A 21538-nucleotide genomic window follows, 5' to 3' on the forward strand; every position below is an offset into this window, starting at 1 on the left:
CCCAAACCCCCGACCCGCGTAAGCTGGTCGGGGGTTTGCTTTTGGGGCAGAGAAAAGCACAAGGCGCTAACGCGGTGCTGGAATTGCCGATAGTGCAGCTTTAGGCTGGTGTTAAAACAGAAGCCTGCCCCCGACAACCACGTAGTGTCAGTCCTAACAGCCCCGAAGTGCTGGAGCAGAGCCAGCCGTTGGGTCTTGGCCGGCACTAGCTAATGCTTGAGCTGGAGCCGCCCGCAGCTGTCGTCTAGATACATTGCTCCGGCTGGTCTTAGGCAGCCCCAGCCGGCACAGCGCGCGACCTAAGGTTCGCGGCAGGCGTGTGAGAGCACACAGCAGACAGACGCTTCCGCTACACCGTTATTCCCTTTGTCCGGCTTCAAGCATCGTCTCTGGACGAACCCATTGATCGAACTCCTCGCTGGTAAGGTAACCAAGCTCCATGGCTGCTTCGCGCAATGTGGTGCCTTGCGCATAGGCCTTCTTGGCGATTTCAGCTGCCCGGTCATAGCCGATATGAGGATTCAGTGCGGTTACCAGCATAAGCCCGCGTTCCAGATGCTCGGCCATACGCGCCGGGTCCGGCTCTAATCCGGAAATGCAATGAGCGTTGAAGTTGCGGCATCCGTCGGACAGCAGTTGGACCGATTGAAGCAGGTTATGAATGATCACCGGCTTGAATACGTTCAATTGCAGATGTCCCTGACTCGCTGCAAAGCTGATCGTCGTGTCATTGCCCATGACCTGGCAAGCGAGCATTGATAAGGCTTCGCATTGGGTTGGATTGACCTTGCCGGGCATGATCGAACTACCTGGTTCGTTGGCTGGCAATCGCACCTCAGCGAATCCCCCGCGCGGACCGGAGCCGAGCAGACGAAGATCATTGGCCAACTTCATCAACGCGACGGCCAGCGTCTTCAGCGCACCGGACATCGCGACCAGCGGCTCATGTCCGGCCAGCGCGGCGAACTTGTTTGGGGCAGAGACGAAGGGGAGGCCCGAGAGAGCGGCCAGCTCCGCTGCGATGGCTTCGGCGAAGCCGTGCGGCGAGTTCAAGCCGGTGCCTACCGCAGTACCCCCCTGCGCCAGTTCATAAACAGCCGGCAGGCACTGACGGATCGTGCGTTCGGCGATATCGAGCTGCGCGACAAACGCCGACATCTCCTGGCCGAAGGTAATCGGAGTTGCATCCATCAGATGGGTGCGTCCGGTCTTGATCAGCTTATTGTGTCGCACTGCAAGCTCTGCCAGTCCACCGGACAGTTCTGCAATGGCAGGCAGCAGTTGGCTGTGCACGGCTTTGGCGGCCGCAATGTGCATTGCTGTCGGGAAGCAGTCGTTGGAGCTCTGCGCGCGATTAACGTGATCGTTCGGATGGACTGGCGCCTTGCCGCCTCGGTTGCCGCCGGCCAGCTCGTTGGCGCGACCCGCGATCACCTCGTTGACGTTCATATTGCTCTGCGTGCCGCTGCCGGTTTGCCAGACGACCAGCGGAAACTGGCCGTCGTGCTGACCATGCAGAACCTCATCCGCGGCTTGCTCGATCAGGCGCGCGATGTCGGGCGGCAGATCACCAATTCGATTGTTTACACGCGCTGCAGCTTTCTTGATCAGCGCTAACGCATGCAGCACCTGGATCGGCATTCGCTCGCTACCAATCGCGAAGTTGCTCAGCGATCGCTGCGTCTGTGCGCCCCAGTAAGCCTGTTCCGGTACTTCGACTTGCCCCAGACTGTCGGTCTCTATACGCGTCATGCCATGCTCCTGCTCAATATTGCTGGTTAGGCTGCCCTGCGGCATCGGCAGTTCCGTAGCTTTGCCTTCGGCCGCTTGAGGCATTGGAACTCCGAGCGCAGAATGTGTCCATTGAGGGCTACCTATAGCCAGCCCAAGGATTTCCAATGTCGACTTTTCGTGTCCAGACCCTGCGCGCTGCAGCGCTGTTCATCTGTATCAGTTCATCGGCTTTTGCCGATAGTGCGAGCCATGCGGGAAGTGCAGAACGTTTTCTGCAGCTTGCCAATGCTGACCGGCTCGCCGTACCTGTTTATGCCCAAGTGCAGCAGATGTTTGCGCAGCGTTTTGCCGAAGCGCAGGCGCCAGATACCAAGAAGGCGCTGCTCGAGCGCTATCAGGCTCAGGCCAATACTGCTTTGGACAAGGCTATAGGGTGGGACAAGCTGAAGCCGGATCTGGTCGCTTTGTACACCAGCCAGTTCTCCGAAACGGAACTGAATCAGCTGATCGATTTTTATGAGTCGCCACTCGGCAAGAAGATGCTCAGCAAGCTGCCGGAGCTCAATGCTCGCTCGGCTCAGCTTACCCAGGTCAAGTTGGAAAGCGCGGTGCCGGAAGTGAATAACCTGCTGTCCGAGATGACGGCCGAACTCGAGAAACAGAAGCCTTAAGAGACCCTGCCATGCGCAAGCTCGATTTGATCCAAGACGCCCTGCAAGCCTTGCAGCCCGAGCACCTTGAAGTGCTCGATGAAAGCCACACACACAGTCGCGGGCAGGAAACACATTACAAAGCCGTGATCGTCAGCGAGCAGTTCACCGGACTGAATTCGGTCAAGCGTCACCAAAAGGCTTATGCCGCGATGGGGGCTCTGATGCAACAGATCCATGCCCTTGCGCTGCATACCTATACGCCTGAGGAGTGGGCGCAACAAGGCACGGCCCCGGCATCACCGGTTTGTGCTGGTGGGCATAAATAGCGTGCCGTCTCGCACGGGACCATTCTTGCCGTTCTTTGTTAGACTTCCTCCCCGCGCCGGCCCACGCCGGCGCTTTCGTTTGTATCCGGTCCACCCTTTACGCGGGTGACCACTGGCGGAAGTACCCATGACACGAAAAATCGTTGTGGCAGCGCTGTACAAGTTCGTATCGCTGCCTGATTACGTTGCGCTGCGCGAACCCCTGCTCGAAACCCTCACGCACAATGGCATCAAGGGCACCTTGTTGTTGGCCGAGGAGGGTATCAACGGCACGGTCTCCGGTACCCGCGAGGCCATCAATGCGCTGCTTGAATGGTTTCGGCTCGATGACCGCCTTACCGACATCGACCACAAGGAATCGTACTGCGACGAGCAGCCGTTCTATCGCACCAAGGTCAAGCTGAAGAAGGAGATCGTCACGCTCGGCGTTGAGGGTGTCGATCCGAATCGGCAGGTTGGAACCTATGTCGAGCCGCAAGACTGGAACGCGCTGATCGCCGATCCGGAAGTGTTGCTGATCGACACCCGTAACGACTACGAAGTGGCAATCGGTACGTTCGAAGGTGCGGTCGACCCGAAGACCAAATCGTTCCGAGACTTTCCTGACTACATCAAGGCTCACTACGACCCGGCAAAGCACAAGAAGGTCGCAATGTTCTGCACCGGCGGCATTCGCTGCGAGAAGGCGTCGAGCTATATGCTTGGTGAGGGCTTTGAGGAGGTTTATCACCTCAAGGGCGGCATCCTCAAGTATCTGGAGGAGGTGCCGGAGACGCAAAGTCGATGGCAAGGCGACTGCTTCGTGTTCGATAACCGCGTGACCGTGCGGCATGACCTCAGCGTCGGTGAGTTCGATCTGTGCCATGCCTGCCGCGCACCGCTATCCGTGGAAGATCGTCAATCGGAGCACTACGCTGCGGGTATCAGCTGTCCGCATTGCTGGGATACGTTAAGTGAGAAGACGCGCGCCGGCGCTCGCGAACGGCAGAAACAGATTGAGCTGGCGCGTCAGCGCAATCAGCCGCATCCCATCGGCCGCGACCCGCGAAAACTAGACCGCTGAGCCAACTGGCTGCTGCGCCAGCCTGCCATTGGAGTATCGAAGTGGCCCGACTGATCTATGTGATGGACCCAATGTGCTCCTGGTGCTGGGGATTCGCGCCGGTAGTGACGGCGCTGGCCGAGCAAGCCGCGGCTCAGGGCGTATCGCTAGGGCTGAGGGTGGGCGGGCTGCGTCGCGAGCAGGGCGTTATGGATCAGGCAGGGCGGCAGCGCACGCTGTCCTACTGGCAGGCCGTGCACTCGGCGACAGGTCAGTCGTTCAATCTGGATAAGGGCTTGCCTGACGCGTTGATCTACGACACAGAGCGCGCTTGCCGTGCGCTTGTCGCTGCTCGCAGCCTCGATGAATCTCGCGTCTGGTCGCTGTCATTGGCGATTCAGCAGGCGTTCTACCAGCACGGGTTCGATGTGACCCTGCCAGCGGTGCTGGTGGACCTGGCCGAGACCGCAGGTCTTTCGCGGAGTCAGTTCGCCGAGCGTTATGACGACCCGGCCACCAAGGCAGCCACCGTGTCTGACTTTACCTGGGTCGAGAACCTCGGCATTGCCGGCTTCCCCACACTGCTGGCCGAGCACGAAGGGCAACTGGCGCTGGTCACCAACGGTTATCAACCGCTGTCTGCACTAAGCCCGCTACTGGAACGCTGGCTGGAGCGTAACGCCCATGCCTGACCAACTCAGCTGGGCAGAGATACGCCGGCTCGCATTGCACCATCGCAAAGCGCTGATCCTGGCGAATCTGGTTGCCGTGCTGGCGACGCTCTGCAGTGTGCCGATTCCGTTGCTGCTGCCGCTGTTGGTCGACGAGGTGCTGCTCGGAGCGGGCGACTCGGCGCTGCAGATCATGGATCGCTTTCTGCCTGCCAGCTGGGAAACCGCTGTTGGCTATATCGGGCTCATGCTCGGCGTGACCCTGGTATTGCGGTCTTCTGCGCTGGTGTTCAACGTGCTGCAGGCGCGCCTGTTCGCTCGGCTTTCGAAGGACATCGTTTATCGCATTCGCGTGCGGCTGATCGAGCGGCTCAAGCGCATTGCCCTGGCGGAATACGAAAGCCTCGGCGGCGGCACGGTGGCGGCGCACCTGGTCACCGATCTGGAGACCATCGACAAGTTCATCGGCGATACGCTCAGCCGTCTGCTGGTGGCCGTGCTGTCGATTTTCGGCACGGCGGCCATTCTGGTGTGGATGCACTGGCAGTTGGCGTTGTTGATTCTCCTGTTCAATCCGCTGGTGATCTACGCCACGGTGCAGCTGGGCAAGCGCGTGAAGCACCTGAAGAAGCTGGAGAACGACAGCACGTCGCGCTTCACCCAGGCACTCACGGAAACCCTCGACGCCATCCAGGAAGTGCGCGCCGGCAACCGGCAGGGATTCTTCCTCGGTCGCCTGGGTTTGCGCGCGCGGGAGGTACGCGACTACGCGGTTGCTTCGCAGTGGAAGACCGACGCGTCCAACCGTGCCAGTGGCCTGCTGTTCCAGTTCGGTATTGACGTGTTTCGCGCCGCGGCAATGCTCACTGTGCTGTTTTCCGATCTGTCGATCGGCCAGATGCTGGCGGTCTTCAGCTACCTCTGGTTCATGATCGGTCCGGTGGAGCAACTGTTGAGCCTGCAGTACGCCTTCTACGCAGCTGGCGGTGCGCTGGGCCGCATCAACCAGCTGCTGGCGCGGGCGGACGAGCCGCAGTACGCCGGAGGACGCGATCCTTTCGCCGGCCAGACGACGGTGGCGATCGATGTACGAGGTCTGCGCTTTGCCTATCAGGATGAACCGATTCTGGAAGGGCTTGATCTCAGCATCGCGCCGGGCGAGAAGGTCGCAATCGTCGGAGCCAGCAGAGGAGGCAAGAGCACCCTGGTGCAGCTGCTGCTGGGGCTGTATCAGGCGCAGGCCGGGCGGATCCAGTTCGGCGGCGTGGCGCTTGAAGAGATCGGGCTGGGCACCGTGCGCGACAACGTTGCAGTAGTGCTGCAGCATCCCGCACTGTTCAACGACAGCGTGCGAGCCAACCTGATGATGGGCCGCGAGCGAGATGACGACGCCTGCTGGCGGGCGCTGGAGATCGCTCAGCTGGCCGATACCATTCGTCAATTACCGAACGGTCTGGACAGCATCGTCGGCCGTTCCGGTGTGCGTCTGTCCGGCGGTCAGCGGCAGCGCCTGGCCGTAGCACGCATGATCCTGGCCGAGCCAAAGGTCGTGATTCTCGATGAAGCCACCTCTGCGCTGGATGCGGCGACGGAGTATGCCCTGCACCAAGGCCTCAATCGTTTCCTTCAGGGGCGTACGACGCTGATCATTGCCCATCGCCTGTCGGCGGTGAAACAGGCGGATCGCGTACTGGTCTTCGACGGTGGCCGCATCGCCGAAGACGGCGGCCACCAGCAGCTCATCGCCGAGGGTGGGCTTTACGCTCGGCTCTATGGGCACCTGCAGCACTAGCTGCGCAGGCACGTCATTCACCCGCAGCGGGTCACCGAGTTCGCCGTTGGGACTTGGCCGAAAGCCGCAGCTGATCCGCACCCATAGGTGGGCGTCCTGGCGCCGGCCGCGACAGGCGAAGGTCGTTAGCACTTACCGTCAGTCTTAAGGCGCCAAAAATATCCAGCCGCCACGCTCAACTATTAGTAATCTCTGCCGACTTCCCGTTCGTGCCTCTTTTGTGGAACTTCTCTGATGGAACCAGTGCTGAATTCACTCACTAATCTCTCGGTCGGCAAAAAGCTCATCGGTGGTTTCGGCCTGGTACTGCTGCTCACGCTTGGAGTGGCCGGTACCGGGTTCGTTGCCGTCGATGAAATCCTTGGCCGGGCCCGGCAGATCGAGCAGCTTTCCAGCGTCAACGCCTCCATTCTGGCGGCGCGTGGTGCCGAGCGGGACTACGCGCTGACCCGTCAGTCGTCTTCAGCCGAAGCGCTGCACGGCTCGCTGCAGCAACTGAATCAGAAGCTCGCCGGCCTGACCACCAGCTCCGATGCCGCCGAGCGGGCCTATCTGACGCGGATCAGCCAGGCTGCGGATGAATACGCGCAAAAGTTCGACCGTTACATGCAGCTGATCGAGCGCGGCGGGGCGCTACGTACGCGGATGCAGGAGGCCGCTCAGGTCAGTCGCGAGGAGTTCGAGTTCATCGAGCTGGACATGTACGATGCGGTACGGGTGCTGCGACTGGAGGGAGATCGGCTCAAGGGAAGCGATCCGCTGACCGTCGCCGAGGCGACTTCGGGCCTGACCAAGCAGATCCTGGACATGCGTACCCTGGAGAATGTCTACGTTGCCAACAGCTCGGATGAAGCAGCCACCAGCTGGAGCGACTTGCACGGGAACGTGACCACCATCGGCAGCAATCTCAAGATCTGGCTGAACGATGACCAGAAGGCTTCCATGGACAAGGCCTTGGCCGAGCTGGACCAGTACAGGCTGGCGTTCGACGAGTTCCGTCAGAATCGTAGCGAACGCCTCGCGCTCGAACAGTCAATGGCCCAGCAGTCCGAAGTCGTGATCGCTGCTGCCGACGAGGCCTTGGCCAATGCCAGCAGCGCCATGCAGCAACAGAAAGGCAGCAGCTACATGTTGCTCGGCGTGATTGGCGCGCTGGCCATTCTCGTCGGCCTGCTGGCCGCCACGGTGATCTCGCGAATGATCGTCGGCCCGCTTCGCAGCACCGTCCAGCAGGCACAGCGGGTCGCCAGCGGTGATCTGACGTACTCCGCGGCAAGCTCGCGTCGTGACGAGGTCGGGCAACTGCAGAACGCCATGCACGACATGACCGAAAGCCTGCGCAACCTGATCGGTCGTATCGGTGGCAGCGTCAGCCAGATCGCCGCAGCCGCCGATCAGCTTTCGGCGGTGACCGCGCAAACCAGCGCCGGCGTACAGACTCAGCGCGTCGAGACCGAGCAGGTGGCCACCGCGATGCACGAGATGGCTGCGACGGTGCAGGAGGTTGCACGCAATGCCGAGCAGGCTTCCATTGCCGCGCGCCAGGCGGATCAGCAGGCGCGGCAGGGCGATCTGGTGGTGCAGGATGCCGTAGGACAGATCGGCAACCTGGCCGGCGAGGTGAATCAGTCGGCGCATGCGATCGAAGCGTTGCACGCCGAAAGTGGACGCATCGGCAGCGTGCTCGAGGTGATTCGAGCGGTTGCCGAGCAAACCAATCTGTTGGCACTCAATGCGGCCATCGAAGCGGCTCGTGCCGGCGAGCAGGGCCGCGGCTTCGCCGTGGTGGCTGACGAGGTTCGTGCCCTGGCGCGGCGTACCCATGATTCCACCGAGGAAATCGAGGGGCTTATCGCCAACCTGCAGCGGGTTGCGCAGCAGGCGGTGGAGCAGATGCAGAGCAGCCGTGACCTGACTCAACGGACCGTAGATCTGGCCAACGAGGCCGGCGTCGCGCTTGGCCGGATCACGGAGTCGGTGTCGACCATCGAGCAGATGAACCAGCAGATTGCGGCAGCTGCCGAGCAGCAGAGCGCCGTGGCCGAGAACATTTCCGAGAGCGTGACCCGCGTGCGGGATATCGGTGACCAGAGCGCCAGTGCCACCGAGCACACCGCCAGTGCCAGTGCCGAGCTGGCACGCCTGGGACTGGAATTGCAGGAACTGGTTCGTCAGTTCCGCACCTGACCCGCGTAGGGGTGTATGCGGCTCAAGCTCCTTGAGCCGCTTTCTTCAGCGACTGCCGTTCAGTTCAGCGGCCCAGGCGGCCAGAGGTAGCGCTGGCTCCTGCTGCCAGATGCGCTGCCACAGGCTGACCAGGCGGCTCATGTCGCCCCGGTTGGCCGGCAGTCGTTCGGGTTGCGCGATAAGCTGCCAGCCTTCGGCAGAGCGCTCTGCCAGCGGAAAGCGGAATGGATGAAAGCCGGTCATGCCCAGCCGCAGGTCGGTCACCAGTAGCTGATCGCCATCCACGTCATAGCGCAGCACGTTTCCGGTAAACCATTTCAAGCGTTCGTGCTGCTCTGAGCCATTGAGCTCCGCGGCCAGCTGCGCGTTGCGTGGAAGCCGCACGAGGCTGGGTGGTGCAGCATCCCACCAGCTGACCAGCGTTTCGTAATAGTGCTCGCCATCCACCAGAATCACCCGCCACAGCAGGCTGTTGAAGGGTGTTGGTGTGCTGAACATCTGTTCCGCCTGGATCCCCTGGCTTGCCATGGTCGCCTGCACGCGGTGCTCGGCCATCTGTTTGCCGGCCAGGGTGAACCCCAGGTAACAGGTGGAAATGGCCAGGGCGTAGGCGGGCCATCTGGCCCTGCGTCCGCTCAGGCCAAACAGCAGACCCGCCAGCACCGCAATGAGCAGTGGCACGCTGTACAGGGGGTCGATGATGAACACGCTGGACCAGGCGATAGGAGGCGTGGTCAGTGGCCAGAGCAGCTGCGTGCCATAGCTGGTGAAGGCGTCCAGCAGGACGTGAGTGATCAGCACCAACCAGATGCTGAGGAACAGGCGTGTACCGGTGTATCGCTCGTCCGGGCGGAATCGCCTGATCAGCCAGGTCAGCAGAACGGCGAGCAGACTCAGCACGAACAACGAGTGGCTGAAGCCGCGGTGATAGGTCATGTTGGCGACCGCATCGCCGTAGTCGATGACCACATCGAGGTCCGGCAGGGTCCCGAGCACCGCGCCGTAAACGAGCGCCTTGCGACCCTGCCAGCGACCGAGCATCGCGCCTTGTACACTGGCACCGAGTAGAGCCTGGGTGATCGAGTCCATGTTCAGATCCGTTGGGGCGGGCGTTTACCTTAGCCGAACGGCTGCCGGCAGCTGAGGGCCAATGTTCTAAAAAGTGTGTCGGCGGCGCGCAGGTCATAGGACAATCACCGACACCCATCGTCCGCCGTGAGCTTTCATGCTGGAAATTTCCAATGCCGTTCAGTTGCCGGATGCCGAGATCGAACTGACTGCCATCCGCGCCCAGGGTGCGGGCGGGCAGAACGTCAACAAGGTTTCCAGCGCGTTGCACTTGCGCTTCGACATCCAGGCGTCGTCATTACCGCCGTTCTACAAGGAGCGGCTGCTGGCCCTGCGCGACAGCCGGATCACCAGCGAAGGCGTGGTCGTCATCAAGGCGCAGCGGTATCGAACCCAGGAGCAGAACCGCCTCGATGCGCTGGAACGACTGGCGGAACTGATTCGCAGCGTGGCCAAGGTGGAGAAGGCGCGCCGCCCGACCAAGCCGACGCTCGGCTCGAAGAAGCGCCGGCTCGAAGGCAAGACCAAGCGCGGCGCGATCAAGGCAGGGCGGGGCAAGGTCGACTTCTGATCGGCCTGTGTCGCCACGTCGCCCGCGGAGCAGCCGGCTACAGGGTGCCGGTCTGTGGTGGCATCGGCTCGTCCTGCGCGACCGGATGCTCGTCGACCATTTCCGCCTCGTTGGCCGGCGCCGCATCAACTTCGACTTCCGGGGTGTCGGGCATCAGCTCCAGCACGGTATGGCTGGTACGCAGCATGGGTGTGAAATGACCGTGCGGCTCGGTGACCAGATCCACTACGCGACGCGGGCGCCAGAACGAGTAGATCGCGAGGATGCCCAGCGACACGGCGAAGAACAGCGGCAGGGCGATGTGGCCGAACAGGTGCATCAGACCACCGGCGACCACCGGGCCGAACGCCGCACCGAAGCCGTTGGCCAGCAACAGGCCGCTGGAACCCGAAAGGATTTCATCCGGGTGCAACTGATCGACCATCTGCGCAACGGCGATCGAATAGATCGAAAATGCCAGTCCGCCCCAGAGAAACATCAACCCCAGCAGCAGCGAGCCGGACAGGATCGGTGTGATCACAAGCGCCAGGACCGCGGCGATTGCTACCACCCAGAGCAGCACGACGCGCCGGTCATGCTTGTCCGAGAACAGCCCGATCGGCCATTGCAGCACCGCGCCGCCGAGAATCGTGATGCTCATCAGCAGGCCGACACCAGCGGCATCGAAACCGACCTGGCTCGCATATACCGGCGCCAGGCCCCAGAAACCGCCCAGCGTAAGCCCGGAAATACCGGCCGCCATCAACGGCAGCGGGGCGATGCGCGCCAGTTGCAGCAAGTCGGTGGCTGGCATGTCCGGCAGCGCGGGTTGCGCCTGGCGGGTCAGGGTGATCGGCATTAGCGCGCTACTGATGAGGATGGCGGCCAGCGCGAACAGCGTGAAATTCATCGGTGTGTCTAGGCTTAACAGCTGTTGGGCAGCCGCCAGCGCGCCGAGGTTGACCGCCATGTACAGGGCGAACACCTGGCCGCGCTTCTCGCCGCTGACCTGCGCGTTCAGCCAGCTTTCGATGACCATGTACAGCGTGACCAGCGACACCCCGTAGAGCACCCGCAGCACCAGCCACACCCACGGGTTGACGATCAGCACGTGCACCAGTACGGCGACCGCCGCCAGCGCGGCATAGAAGGCGAAGGTGCGGATGTGGCCGATGCGGCGGATCAGCGAGGGCGCCAGCCAGGTGCCGATCAGGAAGCCGGCAAAATAGCCGGACATCAGCAGACCGATCATGCCGGTGGAGTAGCCTTCCGCAACGCCGCGCAGAGTCAGGAGTGTGTTGAGCAGCCCGTGGCCGAGCAGCAGCAAAGCTACTCCGCCCAGCAACGAACTGATGGGGGCAATCAAGGACTTCATGTCGAACAACCCTAGGCAACTAATACGGTGATGGCAACCTGCTTGTCTGCGGGCCACCGTGAAACATTATGTGCGGGCGATGTGCTCCGCTGGGCTCTGCCGTCGGTTGCTTGGGCAGTTTTTCCCGTTCAGGATTCCGCGCACATCGGATTTTCCAGCGGAGCGTTGTGGCTGATGGCCTCGTTGAGCTGCTGCACGGCAGCGTCTATTGCCTCGCGGTCCGGCCGCAGGGCGATGCTTTCCTTCGCCTTGTCGAGCACTGCCTGCGCATGCGCCAGTAGAACGGCTTCGGTTTCGGGCTCAGGATCGCAGAACAAGAGGTTCTTGAAGCACTGCAACAGGCTGAGCACGACCTGGGTATCGCCGCCGCCATAGTGCCGTGGCGGCCCCAGTACGGCCAGGAGCATCTGTTGTAGCTCCAGCTCGCGAATGTACAGCCGCGGCGGTTCGTCGGGCTCGCTGGCAACGTCGAAATCCGGCAGCTTCAGGCGCTCGGCGAACAGCACACCAAGCATGTCGATCGCCTTTATCGCCGTGCCCGGGTCATTGATGCCTGGGCTTAGTGCCTTGCTGGCGATCTCGGATATCTGCTTGAAACCAAAGAAATAATGCTGATTCGCGTACTCCTCGACATAGAAGTCGAAAGCATCGAGTAGCGTCTCGGTCACTTCTCCATCGACCTGGCGGCTAAGCCTGAACAGTGGGTGACCAGGCATCACGAAAAAGCCGTTGTGCACCTCAATGGTCATGCGCAGGTCGTGCTTCTTCAGCAGCGCCTTGGCCGCCTCACTGTTGAAGGCCTTGAAGTAGCCAGCACGGGTCGAGCGGGTAACCGGCCAGCCCTGATCCTCCGGCCACTGTTGGCGTTCGCTGAACTGACCGAACTTGCCTTGCTGCACCTGCAGTTCCTTCAGGGTCTTCTTGAACAGGCTATTGAGGATGTAATCGACCTGAATCGATTGCGAGATACCGCGTATGAAAGTAATGAACAGACACAGGCTGACGATCCCCAGCCCCAGCGCGAGAAAGATGCCGAGGCTCGGGATGTTGATGTCGTCGCCTTCCTGAATAGTCAGGATCAGCAGCAGCGAGTCGATGATGGTGCCCAGATAGATTCCGAGGATGAACTGGTGGTTGCGGCTGCTGATCAGGCTCGGGATGACGCGCGGCGAGAGTGTCGAGGACGCCGAGTTGAGCACCACCATCACCATGCTGAAACTGAACACCATCAGCGAGACGATGCCGCCAACCAGGGTGCCGAGGATTAGGCGGGCATTTTCCGCGTTGTTGACCAGGCCAAGTTTGATGTCCTCCTTGTAGGCCTGCAGGTAGGTCATCTCCAGCCAGATGCTGACGATGCACAGCAGCACCAAGCCGAGCGTGATCAGCGCGGGGTAGAAGGCGATGCTGCTGACGATGCGCTGGTAGAGGCGAAACAGCCGGTTGCTCGACGTGTCCATGCAGGATTCCGGATTGCGGTGCGTACCGGTTTCGGCAGTGCTGACGGGCAAATGTTCGGTGGGCCGGGATTTCAGAATTGCGTGGAGACCAGGGTTGCGATCAGCGCACGCACGCTGCCGGGCAGCGCGTCCAGTTCGCGAACCAGAATGCTACGCTCGCGCACCGCCCAGGTTTCGTCCAGTGCCACCAGCGCAAGCTGCATGGTGCGGCTGTGCCGCCTTGCCGCGGATTCGGGAATGATGCCGATGCCCACACCGGCCTCGATCATCCGGCACACCGCTTCGAAGCTGGAGACCTGGATGCGCAGCGATAGCTGACCACCAAGTTTTTCCACCTGATCGCGCAGGAAGGTCAGCAGTGTGCTGCCCTCATGCAGGCCGATGTGCTGGTAGGCCAGCGTCTGGCGCAGCGTGAGCTGTTGCTCGCCTGCCAGCGGATGGCCGATCGGCACGGCGAGCAGCAGGCGGTCGGTGCTGAAGTGCAGCACCTGCAGTCCCTCGGCGCGCACCGGCCCGGCGATGATGCCCATGTCCGTGCTGCCGTCGAGCACGCCACGGACGATATCGCGGCTCAGCCTTTCTTGCAGGTCAACGGTCACGCCGGGGCGCTCGGCAAGAAAGCCGGCCAGCACTTCCGGCAGAAATTCGGTCACCGCGGTGGTGTTGGCGAAGATACGGATATGTCCGGCCGAATCGGTGCCGTATTCGGTGAACTCGCTCTTCAGGTAATCGACCTGGCGCATGATCAGCCGTGCGTGCTGCAGCAGCTTGTGTCCGGCCGGCGTCAGCTCGACACCGCGGCTGTCGCGATAGAGCAAGCGATTGTCGAGCTGGCTTTCCAGCGCCTTGATGCGAGCGCTGGCCGCTGCCGGTGACAGATGGGCACGGCGCGCGCCCTGGGTCAGGCTCGGGGATTCGGCGATATGGATGAACAGACGCAGGTCCGCCAGATCGAAATGCATGCTTGATACCGGTACTTGGAACGGCGTTCAGCTTAGCCGAACGCTGGTGTCGGTAAATACAAATTCACGGAACGCCGCCGTCGTAGCATTCTCCAGCGAAACAAAGACAACGACCGGAAGCCGCAATGACCGATATCTCCGCCTGGATTGGCCGCAGCGAAGAAGTCCACGACCAGCTCAGCCGCAACCTGCTGATGCGCATCGCCGCCACATTCGGCGAAGCCACCCCCGCTCATGGCGAGGCGTTGCCGCCGTTGTGGCAATGGTGCTTCTTTCAGGAGCCCATCGCCGAGAGCGGCTTGGGCGAGGACGGTCACCCGGCGCGCGGCGGTTTCCTGCCGCCGGCGGACAACCGCAACCGCATGTGGGCGGGTGGCCGAGTCGAATTCCTTCGCCCGCTGGAAGCCGGTGGCGAGGCGCGACGGGTATCCACAATCAAACACATCGAAGAAAAGCACGGCCGCACCGGCGCGCTGCTGTTCGTCACCGTCCAGCACGACTACTTGCAGGACGGTCGTCTGGCCATCCGCGAAGAGCAGGACATCGTCTACCGTGAGCCCAGCCCACCGAAGACCAGCAGCGGCGAACCCATGGTCGCCGGTGGCTGGCGCGAGGCGGTAACGCCTACGCCGACGCTGCTGTTCCGCTATTCGGCGGTCACCTTCAACGGCCATCGCATCCATTACGACTGGCCCTACGTCACCAAGGCCGAGGGCTATGCCGGTCTGGTCGTTCACGGCCCGCTGATCGCCACGCTGAACCTGCGCGCCTTTTGCCGCGCCAATCCCGACGCCCGCCTGCGGCGCTTTGCCTACCGCGGCCTGCGCCCGCTGATCGCACCGCAGCCGTTCGAGGTCGGCGGGCGCATTGTCGCGCCGGGCAAGGCCGAACTCTGGGCCGGCGATCACAACGGCCTGGCGCAGAAAGCCGAAGTGGAATTCGACTGAGGTGTATGGCGGGACTCCGCCCCCTCACCCTAACCCTCTCCCCAAGGGGGCGAGGGGACTGGTCAGTGTCTGGCTTCTAGATCGGCGTAAACGCGATGCCATCTGACAAGGCATGACTTCCGACGTACACCGGATAGCTCCCTCGCCCCTCTGGGGAGAGGGCTGGGGTGAGGGGCGACCTCTCTAACAACGAGAACGTATCGAGATGACGACGAATCACAACTACCAGGACGCTACTAGGCACGAAGAACTCAATTTCATCCGCGAGGGCGTGCGCGCCCTCTGTGCCGAATTTCCCGCCGAATACTGGCGCAGGATCGATGAGGAAAAGGGCTTTCCGGAAGCCTTCGTCACCGCCATGACCGAGGCCGGCTGGCTCTCGGCGATGATCCCGGAAGAATACGGCGGCTCGGGCCTGGGCCTCGCCGAGGCTTCGGTGATTCTCGAGGAGGTCAACCGTTGCGGCGGCAACTCCGGGACCATTCATGGGCAGATGTACAACATGTTCACCCTGCTCAGAAACGGCAGCGAGGAGCAGAAGCGCTACTACCTGCCGAAGCTGGCCAGCGGCGAGCTGCGGCTGCAGTCCATGGGCGTCACCGAGCCGACCACCGGCACCGACACCACCAAGATCAAGACCACCGCCGTGCGCCAGGGCGACAAGTACGTCATCAACGGGCAGAAGGTGTGGATCTCGCGCATCCAGCACTCCGACCTGATGATCTTGCTGGCACGCACTACGTCGCTGGCCGAGGTGACGAAGAAGTCCGAGGGCATGTCGATCTTCCTCGTCGACCTGCGCGAGGCCATCGGCAACGGCCTGACCGTGCAGCCGATCGCCAACATGGTCAACCACGAGACCAACGAGCTGTTCTTCGACAACCTGGAGATTCCCGCCAGTAGCCTGATTGGCGAGGAGAGCAAGGGCTTTCGTTACATCCTCGATGGGCTCAATGCCGAGCGCACGCTGATCGCCGCCGAGTGCATCGGTGATGGCCGCTGGTTCGTCGAGAAGTCTGCGCAGTACGCCCGCGACCGCGTGGTGTTCGGTCGGCCCATCGGCCAGAACCAGGGCGTGCAGTTCCCCATCGCCGAAGCGCATATTGAGATCGAGGCCGCCGACCTGATGCGCTGGCGCGCCTGCGAGGAATACGACGCCGGTCGCAACGCCGGAGCGGCCGCCAACATGGCCAAGTACCTGGCGGCCAAGGCCAGCTGGGAGGCCGCCAACGCCTGCCTGCAGACCCACGGCGGCTTCGGCTTCGCCAACGAATACGACGTCGAGCGCAAGTTCCGCGAGACGCGGCTGTACCAGGTGGCGCCGATCTCCACCAACCTGATCCTCTCGTACGTGGCCGAGCACTTGCTCGAGCTGCCTCGTTCGTTCTAACGGAGCCAAACGTAGGGTGGAAAACGGCGAAGCCTTTTCCACGCGTATCGAACAGGCGACACAGGTGGTGGAAATGCTTCGCGATTTCCACCTACGAAAAGGGGGAAGTACGTCATGAATATCAGCCATCTCGACCACCTGGTGCTGACCGTCACCGACCTCGAGGCAACGATCGACTTCTACACCCGTGTGCTCGGCATGCAGGCGGTGACCTTCGGCGAAGGGCGCAAGGCGCTGACCTTTGGCAATCAGAAGATCAATCTGCATCAGGCCGGGCGCGAATTCGAGCCCAAGGCCGATCGGCCGACCCCGGGTTCGGCGGACCTCTGCTTCATCGTTGCCACACCGCTGGCCGAGGTGATCGCACACCTCCAGGCGCAGCAGGTCGCCATCGTCGAAGGTCCGGTGCAACGCACCGGCGCGACCGGACCGATCCGCTCGGTGTACCTGCGCGACCCCGACCAGAACCTCATCGAACTGTCCAATCCTTTAGAGAATCCGCTGGAGCCCAACGCATGAGCCAGCACACCCGTGCCCTGACCGAATTCCTCGCCGGGCTCGCCTATGAGCAGATCCCCGAACCGGTGCTCGCCCGCACCGAAGACCTCTTTCTCGACTGGCTCGGCTCGGCCCTGGCCTGCGCCGGCTCGCATCCGATTCCGCTGTTCGAGCGTTACGCGCAGAAGATGGGCCCGGCCGACGGGCCGGCGCGCATTCTGGTCAACGGCCATAGCAGCTCGGCCTATTTCGCCGCGCTGGTGAACGCCGCCAGCTCGCACCTGGTGGAGCAGGACGACCTGCACAACAGCTCCGTGCTGCACCCGGCCACCGTGGTGTTTCCCGCTGCGCTGGCGGCAGCGCAGGATCTCGGCAAGTCCGGCCGCGAGCTGCTGGTGGCCTCGGTGGCCGGCTACGAGGCGGGCATCCGCATCGGCGAGTTCCTCGGCCGCTCGCATTACCGCATCTTCCACACCACCGCGACGGTCGGCACCCTGGCTGCCGCGGTGGCCGTTGGCAAGCTGATGGATTTCGACCAGCAGCAGTTCACCCACCTGCTCGGCAGCGCCGGCACCCAGGCCGCGGGGCTGTGGGAGTTTCTTCGTGACGCGGCGGACTCCAAGCAGCTGCACACGGCCAAGGCCGCCGCCGATGGCCTGCTCGCCGCCTACCTGACCGCCGATGGCCTGACCGGCGCACAGAACATCCTCGAAGGCGAGCAGGGCATGGCGGCGGGCATGTCCCGCGATGCCGAGCCGAGCAAGCTGTCCGACCGCCTCGGCACGCGCTGGGCGCTGGCGGAAACCTCCTTCAAGTTTCACGCCTCCTGCCGGCATACCCATCCGGCCGCCGATGCGCTGCTAGCGCTGATGCAGCGCGAGGGGCTCGGAGCCGAAGACATCGCGTCGGTCACCACCCGTGTACACCAGGGCGCCATCGATGTACTCGGCCGGGTGACGGTGCCGCAGACCGTGCATCAGGCCAAGTTCTCCATGGGCACCGTGCTGGGGCTGATCGCGCTGTACGGCAAGGCTGGGCTGACCGAATTCCACAGCCATGCGCTCAGTGACCCGCGCGTGGGCGCATTTCGCAAGAAGGTCTCGATGACCCTTGATCCTGAGGTGGACGGCGCCTACCCGGCGCGCTGGCTCGGTCGTGTCGAAGTGACCACTGCCGATGGCCGCACGCTGCACGGCGCCATCGACGAACCCAAGGGCGACCCCGGCAACACACTGAGCCGCGCCGAGCTGGAAGACAAATTCCGCCGCCTGGTGCAGTTCTCCGCTGCGCGTAGCGATGACGAGGCGGGCGTGCTGATCGACAAGGTCTGGCGCCTGCGCGAGCTTCAGCAGCTGGACGCGCTGGCCTGAACCGTAGGGTGGATGAAGGCGAAGCCTCATCCACCAAAGTGGCGCCAGAGTCCCCAGGGACTTGAACAGACGCGTGGAAAAGGCGTTGCCGTTTTCCACCCAACGCCGAATTTGCAGGAACCGAACATGAACGACAGCCAAGTCAAACCCCGTCCACTCGATGGCATCACCGTGGTCAGCCTCGAGCACGCCATCGCCGCGCCGTTCTGCACGCGCCAGCTGGCCGATCTCGGCGCGCGGGTGATCAAGATCGAGCGGCCCGGTGCCGGCGATTTCGCCCGCGGTTATGACGAGCGGGTCGATGGCCTGGCCTCGCATTTCGTCTGGACCAACCGCTCCAAGGAGAGCCTGACCCTGGACGTGAAGCAGGATGCCGCCGCGCAGGTGCTCGACCAGCTGCTGGCGGGTGCCGATGTGCTGGTGCAGAACCTCGCGCCGGGCGCCGCGGCGCGCATGGGACTGTCCTTCGACGCGCTGCACGAGCGCTTCCCGCGGCTGATCGTCTGCGACATCTCCGGCTACGGCGAGGGCGGCCCCTACGAGCAGAAGAAGGCCTACGACCTGCTGATCCAGAGCGAGGGCGGCTTTCTCTCCGTCACCGGCGGGCCGGGTGAGACCGAGATGGCCAAGGCCGGCTGCTCCATTGCCGATATCGCCGCGGGCATGTACGCCTACACCGGTGTGCTCTCCGCGCTGATGCTGCGCGACAAGACGGGAGAGGGCAGTCGCGTCGACGTTTCCATGCTGGAGAGCCTGGTGGAGTGGATGGGCTATCCGTTGTACTACGCCTACAAGGGCGCGACGCCGCCGCCGCGTGCCGGAGCCGCCCACGCCACTATCTACCCCTACGGCCCGTTCCCCACCGGCGACGGCGGCACGGTGATGCTCGGTCTGCAGAACGAGCGTGAGTGGCTGGCGTTCTGCGACAAGGTCCTGTTGCAGCCGGAGCTGGCGCAGGACGAGCGCTTCTACAGCAACGCGCGGCGTTCGGAGCATCGCACCGAGTTGCGTGCGCTCATCGTCGAGGCGTTCAGCCACCTGAGCGCCGAGGAGGTGATCGCCCGGCTGGATGCCGCGCCCATTGCCAATGCGAATGTCAACGACATGGCCGGTGTCTGGGCGCATCCGCAGCTCAAGGCTCGCCAGCGCTGGAGCGAGGTCGACAGCCCGGCCGGTCGCTTGCCTGCGCTGCTGCCGCCGGGGCGCAACAGCGCCTTCGCCCCGCGCATGGATCCGATCCCCGCACTGGGCCAGCACACCGACAGCCTGCTGGCCGAGCTGGGCTACGCCCCCGGCGACATTCAGCGCTTGCACGAGCAGGGCGCGGTATGAACGCACCCAGGAGCCAGCCCATGAACTCATCGATCATCCGTAGCGCGTTGTTCGTCCCGGCGACCCGCCCGGAACGCATTCCCAAGGCGCTGGCGACGGGCGCCGACGCGGTCATCGTCGACCTCGAGGATGCGGTCGCGGAGAACCTTAAGGCAGAGGCGCGGGGCAACCTCGATGCCTTCCTCGCCGCCAACCCGGAGGCGCGCCTGCTGGTGCGCATCAACGCGCCAACCCATGCCGAGCAGGCCGCGGACCTGGCGCTCTGTGCCCGTCATGCCGGCGTCGCCGGCGTGCTGTTGCCGAAGGTCGAAAGCGCGGTGCAGGTTGCGCTGGCGGCCAGCTGCGGCAAGCCGGTCTGGCCAATCGTCGAAAGTGCCCGCGGTCTGGCCAATCTGGCGGAAATTGCCCACGCCCAGGGTGTCGAGCGGCTGTCCTTCGGCGCGCTGGACCTGGGCCTCGATCTCGGCCTGGCCAATGGCACCGCCGGCGCCGAGCGCATGCTCGACCAGGCGCGCTATGCGCTGCTGCTGCAGTCGCGATTGGCCGGACTGGCAGCGCCGCTGGACAGCGTCTTTCCCGACATCAAGAACCTCGAAGGCCTCGCCCGTGCCGCTGCCGACGCGCGTGACATGGGCTTTGGCGGCCTGCTGTGCATCCACCCGAGCCAGGTGGCCGTGGTGCACGGAACCCTGATGCCCAGTGCCGCGGAACTGGACTGGGCGCAACGCATCCTCGCCGCCGGAGCTTCCGGCGATGGGGTTTTCGTGGTGGACGGACAGATGGTCGACGCCCCCGTCATCGGCCGTGCCCGTCGCCTGCTGCAACGTGCCGGGCAAGCGGTGCCCTGACCGCAACGCTTGCCCGCGAAACGTACCAACCGACAACAACAAGAGGGTACTTCCATGCTGAGTAACAAGCTCAAGGCACTCGCCTGCGCGCTTTCTTTCACCGTCGCCGGGTTGGTGCACGCCGACCCCGTGACCATTAAATTCGCCCACGTAGTAGCGGACAACACGCCGAAGGGGCAGGGCGCCCTGCTGTTCAAGAAACTCGCCGAGGAACGCCTGCCGGGCAAGGTGAAGGTCGAGGTGTATCCGAACTCCTCGCTGTTCGGCGACGGCAAGGAAATGGAGGCCCTGCTGCTCGGTGACGTGCACATGCTGGCGCCGTCGCTGGCCAAGTTCGAGCATTACGCCAAGGCCATCCAGATCTATGACCTGCCGTTCCTGTTCGACGACCTGGCGGCAGCCGATCGTTTCCAGAGCGGCCCGCAAGGCAAGGCGCTGCTGCGCGCGATGGAGGACAAGAACATCACCGGTCTGGCCTACTGGCATAACGGAATGAAGCAGCTTTCGGCGAACAAGCCGCTGCGCGAGCCGAAGGATGCCCGCGGCCTGAAGTTCCGCGTGCAGGCCTCCGCGGTGCTCGACGAGCAGTTCAAGGTGCTGCGCGCCAACCCGCGCAAGATGAGCTTTGCCGAGGTCTACCAGGGCTTGCAGACCGGCGTGGTCAATGGCACCGAGAACACCTGGTCGAACTATGAAAGCCAGAAGGTGCACGAGGTCCAGCCTTACATGACCGCCTCCGACCACGGCCTGATCGACTATATGGTGATCACCAACACCAAGTTCTGGAACGGCCTGCCGGAAGACGTGCGCGGCGAGCTGGAAACGATCATGGAAGAGGTCACCGCCGAGGTGAACCGCCAGGCCGACGACCTTAACCAGCAGGCACGCCAGGCCATCGCCGCCTCCGGCAAGACCGAGATCATCGAGCTGACCCCCGAGCAACGCGCCCAGTGGCGCGAGGCGATGAAACCGGTGTGGAAGAAGTTCGAGAGCGAGATCGGCGCCGAGCTGATCGAAGCGGCGCAGGCGGCCAACCGCTCCTGAGCCTCCAGAGGCACCAAGCGGCGGAGAACGAACGGGTCTGTCCGATGTGACCGGCCCGTTTTTTTATGCCTGAAACCAGGCTTATGCTGACCGACCAAAGCGCGCAAGGAGACGCCGGCATGAGTCGTTACGCCACGGTCAGCACACCCGTGCTGGATATCGCTTATCTCGAATGGAACCCCCGCGGCCAGCAGGTGGCCGTGCTCGTGCACGGCTGGCCGGATTGCCCCGAAGGCTGGGAGCCGGTGGCCGAGCGCCTGGCCGCAGCGGGCTACCGCGTGCTCTGCCC

20 protein-coding genes are annotated in these 21538 nt (G+C 63.2%); 15 read left to right on the plus strand and 5 right to left on the minus strand.

Translation table 11 applies throughout. The features are described 5' to 3' along the window. Nucleotides 1-357: 357 nt before the first annotated feature. Nucleotides 358-1752 (minus strand): class II fumarate hydratase, encoded by a 1395-nt coding sequence (locus LO50_RS13605; RefSeq protein ID WP_044315350.1) that lies wholly within the window; start codon nucleotides 1750-1752, stop codon nucleotides 358-360. Between the two features lie 146 nt (nucleotides 1753-1898). Between LO50_RS13605 and LO50_RS13610 the strand changes: the two genes are divergently transcribed. From LO50_RS13610 to LO50_RS13635, 6 genes are all read left to right on the plus strand, one after another. After that, on the plus strand, nucleotides 1899-2405 hold the full coding sequence (locus LO50_RS13610) for a DUF2059 domain-containing protein (protein WP_014820627.1): 507 nt from the start codon (nucleotides 1899-1901) through the stop codon (nucleotides 2403-2405). A gap of 11 nt (nucleotides 2406-2416) precedes the next feature. After that, a complete protein-coding gene (locus LO50_RS24190; protein WP_014820626.1) occupies nucleotides 2417-2713 on the plus strand; it encodes a BolA family protein in 297 nt (98 codons plus the stop codon). Between the two features lie 127 nt (nucleotides 2714-2840). Next, nucleotides 2841-3776, plus strand: coding sequence for an oxygen-dependent tRNA uridine(34) hydroxylase TrhO (gene trhO, locus LO50_RS13620; protein WP_044315335.1), 936 nt, complete (start codon nucleotides 2841-2843; stop codon nucleotides 3774-3776). A 62-nt stretch (nucleotides 3777-3838) separates the two neighbouring features. Next, a complete protein-coding gene (locus LO50_RS13625) occupies nucleotides 3839-4447 on the plus strand; it encodes a DsbA family protein (RefSeq protein ID WP_255849058.1) in 609 nt (202 codons plus the stop codon). Continuing rightward, a complete protein-coding gene (locus LO50_RS13630) occupies nucleotides 4440-6218 on the plus strand; it encodes an ABC transporter ATP-binding protein (RefSeq protein ID WP_044315337.1) in 1779 nt (592 codons plus the stop codon). Before LO50_RS13625 ends, LO50_RS13630 begins: the two co-directional genes overlap by 8 nt. A gap of 234 nt (nucleotides 6219-6452) precedes the next feature. Beyond that, on the plus strand, nucleotides 6453-8405 hold the full coding sequence (locus tag LO50_RS13635; RefSeq protein WP_044315338.1) for a methyl-accepting chemotaxis protein: 1953 nt from the start codon (nucleotides 6453-6455) through the stop codon (nucleotides 8403-8405). A gap of 45 nt (nucleotides 8406-8450) precedes the next feature. On the opposite strand, the gene LO50_RS13640 is transcribed toward LO50_RS13635, so the two are convergent. Beyond that, nucleotides 8451-9494 (minus strand): metal-dependent hydrolase, encoded by a 1044-nt coding sequence (locus LO50_RS13640; protein WP_044315339.1) that lies wholly within the window; start codon nucleotides 9492-9494, stop codon nucleotides 8451-8453. Between the two features lie 136 nt (nucleotides 9495-9630). On the opposite strand from LO50_RS13640, the gene arfB reads away from it, so the two are divergent. Continuing rightward, on the plus strand, nucleotides 9631-10044 hold the full coding sequence (arfB, locus tag LO50_RS13645; RefSeq protein WP_003297653.1) for an alternative ribosome rescue aminoacyl-tRNA hydrolase ArfB: 414 nt from the start codon (nucleotides 9631-9633) through the stop codon (nucleotides 10042-10044). A 37-nt stretch (nucleotides 10045-10081) separates the two neighbouring features. Here the strand turns inward: arfB and LO50_RS13650 are convergent, their stop codons facing one another. The 3 genes from LO50_RS13650 to LO50_RS13660 form a co-directional block, all read right to left on the minus strand. Beyond that, nucleotides 10082-11398 carry an MFS transporter gene (locus tag LO50_RS13650; protein ID WP_044315351.1) on the minus strand — a complete coding sequence of 439 codons (1317 nt, stop codon included), beginning with the start codon at nucleotides 11396-11398 and terminating at the stop codon, nucleotides 10082-10084. 128 nt (nucleotides 11399-11526) lie between these two features. Next, entirely contained in the window at nucleotides 11527-12858 is a 1332-nt protein-coding gene (locus LO50_RS13655; protein WP_044315340.1) for a DUF2254 domain-containing protein, read from the minus strand. Nucleotides 12859-12929: 71 nt separating this feature from the next. Beyond that, a complete protein-coding gene (locus tag LO50_RS13660; RefSeq protein WP_044315341.1) occupies nucleotides 12930-13820 on the minus strand; it encodes a LysR family transcriptional regulator in 891 nt (296 codons plus the stop codon). Between the two features lie 125 nt (nucleotides 13821-13945). On the opposite strand from LO50_RS13660, the gene LO50_RS13665 reads away from it, so the two are divergent. The 8 genes from LO50_RS13665 to LO50_RS13700 form a co-directional block, all read left to right on the plus strand. Further along, nucleotides 13946-14767 carry an HTD2 family dehydratase gene (locus LO50_RS13665; protein ID WP_044315342.1) on the plus strand — a complete coding sequence of 274 codons (822 nt, stop codon included), beginning with the start codon at nucleotides 13946-13948 and terminating at the stop codon, nucleotides 14765-14767. 205 nt (nucleotides 14768-14972) lie between these two features. Continuing rightward, entirely contained in the window at nucleotides 14973-16157 is a 1185-nt protein-coding gene (locus LO50_RS13670; protein WP_044315343.1) for an acyl-CoA dehydrogenase family protein, read from the plus strand. A 114-nt stretch (nucleotides 16158-16271) separates the two neighbouring features. Further along, the gene (locus tag LO50_RS13675) at nucleotides 16272-16676 is read left to right on the plus strand and encodes a VOC family protein (RefSeq protein WP_044315344.1); all 405 of its coding nucleotides are present in this window, start codon (nucleotides 16272-16274) and stop codon (nucleotides 16674-16676) included. After that, on the plus strand, nucleotides 16673-18025 hold the full coding sequence (locus LO50_RS13680; protein WP_044315345.1) for an MmgE/PrpD family protein: 1353 nt from the start codon (nucleotides 16673-16675) through the stop codon (nucleotides 18023-18025). Before LO50_RS13675 ends, LO50_RS13680 begins: the two co-directional genes overlap by 4 nt. A gap of 126 nt (nucleotides 18026-18151) precedes the next feature. Next, nucleotides 18152-19357 carry a CaiB/BaiF CoA transferase family protein gene (locus LO50_RS13685; protein ID WP_044315346.1) on the plus strand — a complete coding sequence of 402 codons (1206 nt, stop codon included), beginning with the start codon at nucleotides 18152-18154 and terminating at the stop codon, nucleotides 19355-19357. 20 nt (nucleotides 19358-19377) lie between these two features. Beyond that, nucleotides 19378-20205: an HpcH/HpaI aldolase/citrate lyase family protein gene (locus LO50_RS13690; protein WP_044315347.1), complete on the plus strand. Its 828-nt coding sequence runs from the start codon at nucleotides 19378-19380 to the stop codon at nucleotides 20203-20205. Between the two features lie 54 nt (nucleotides 20206-20259). Continuing rightward, nucleotides 20260-21249, plus strand: a complete 990-nt coding sequence (locus LO50_RS13695; RefSeq protein ID WP_044315348.1) for a TRAP transporter substrate-binding protein — start codon at nucleotides 20260-20262, stop codon at nucleotides 21247-21249. A gap of 119 nt (nucleotides 21250-21368) precedes the next feature. After that, the coding region (locus LO50_RS13700; RefSeq protein WP_044315349.1) for an alpha/beta fold hydrolase at nucleotides 21369-21538 on the plus strand (170 nt) is incomplete at its 3' end.

Source organism: Stutzerimonas stutzeri, assembly GCF_000935215.1.
Lineage (GTDB): Bacteria > Pseudomonadota > Gammaproteobacteria > Pseudomonadales > Pseudomonadaceae > Stutzerimonas.

Excerpts from the sequence above, each read along its gene's own strand:
- LO50_RS13605 (WP_044315350.1), bottom strand. The coding sequence starts at position 1,752 with ATGACGCGTATAGAGACCGACAGTCTGGGGCAAGTCGAAGTACCGGAA.
- LO50_RS13610 (WP_014820627.1), top strand. The coding sequence starts at position 1,899 with ATGTCGACTTTTCGTGTCCAGACCCTGCGCGCTGCAGCGCTGTTCATC.
- LO50_RS24190 (WP_014820626.1), top strand. The coding sequence starts at position 2,417 with ATGCGCAAGCTCGATTTGATCCAAGACGCCCTGCAAGCCTTGCAGCCC.
- trhO (WP_044315335.1), top strand. The coding sequence starts at position 2,841 with ATGACACGAAAAATCGTTGTGGCAGCGCTGTACAAGTTCGTATCGCTG.
- LO50_RS13625 (WP_255849058.1), top strand. The coding sequence starts at position 3,839 with ATGGACCCAATGTGCTCCTGGTGCTGGGGATTCGCGCCGGTAGTGACG.
- LO50_RS13630 (WP_044315337.1), top strand. The coding sequence starts at position 4,440 with ATGCCTGACCAACTCAGCTGGGCAGAGATACGCCGGCTCGCATTGCAC.
- LO50_RS13635 (WP_044315338.1), top strand. The coding sequence starts at position 6,453 with ATGGAACCAGTGCTGAATTCACTCACTAATCTCTCGGTCGGCAAAAAG.
- LO50_RS13640 (WP_044315339.1), bottom strand. The coding sequence starts at position 9,494 with ATGGACTCGATCACCCAGGCTCTACTCGGTGCCAGTGTACAAGGCGCG.
- arfB (WP_003297653.1), top strand. The coding sequence starts at position 9,631 with ATGCTGGAAATTTCCAATGCCGTTCAGTTGCCGGATGCCGAGATCGAA.
- LO50_RS13650 (WP_044315351.1), bottom strand. The coding sequence starts at position 11,398 with ATGAAGTCCTTGATTGCCCCCATCAGTTCGTTGCTGGGCGGAGTAGCT.
- LO50_RS13655 (WP_044315340.1), bottom strand. The coding sequence starts at position 12,858 with ATGGACACGTCGAGCAACCGGCTGTTTCGCCTCTACCAGCGCATCGTC.
- LO50_RS13660 (WP_044315341.1), bottom strand. The coding sequence starts at position 13,820 with ATGCATTTCGATCTGGCGGACCTGCGTCTGTTCATCCATATCGCCGAA.
- LO50_RS13665 (WP_044315342.1), top strand. The coding sequence starts at position 13,946 with ATGACCGATATCTCCGCCTGGATTGGCCGCAGCGAAGAAGTCCACGAC.
- LO50_RS13670 (WP_044315343.1), top strand. The coding sequence starts at position 14,973 with ATGACGACGAATCACAACTACCAGGACGCTACTAGGCACGAAGAACTC.
- LO50_RS13675 (WP_044315344.1), top strand. The coding sequence starts at position 16,272 with ATGAATATCAGCCATCTCGACCACCTGGTGCTGACCGTCACCGACCTC.
- LO50_RS13680 (WP_044315345.1), top strand. The coding sequence starts at position 16,673 with ATGAGCCAGCACACCCGTGCCCTGACCGAATTCCTCGCCGGGCTCGCC.
- LO50_RS13685 (WP_044315346.1), top strand. The coding sequence starts at position 18,152 with ATGAACGACAGCCAAGTCAAACCCCGTCCACTCGATGGCATCACCGTG.
- LO50_RS13690 (WP_044315347.1), top strand. The coding sequence starts at position 19,378 with ATGAACTCATCGATCATCCGTAGCGCGTTGTTCGTCCCGGCGACCCGC.
- LO50_RS13695 (WP_044315348.1), top strand. The coding sequence starts at position 20,260 with ATGCTGAGTAACAAGCTCAAGGCACTCGCCTGCGCGCTTTCTTTCACC.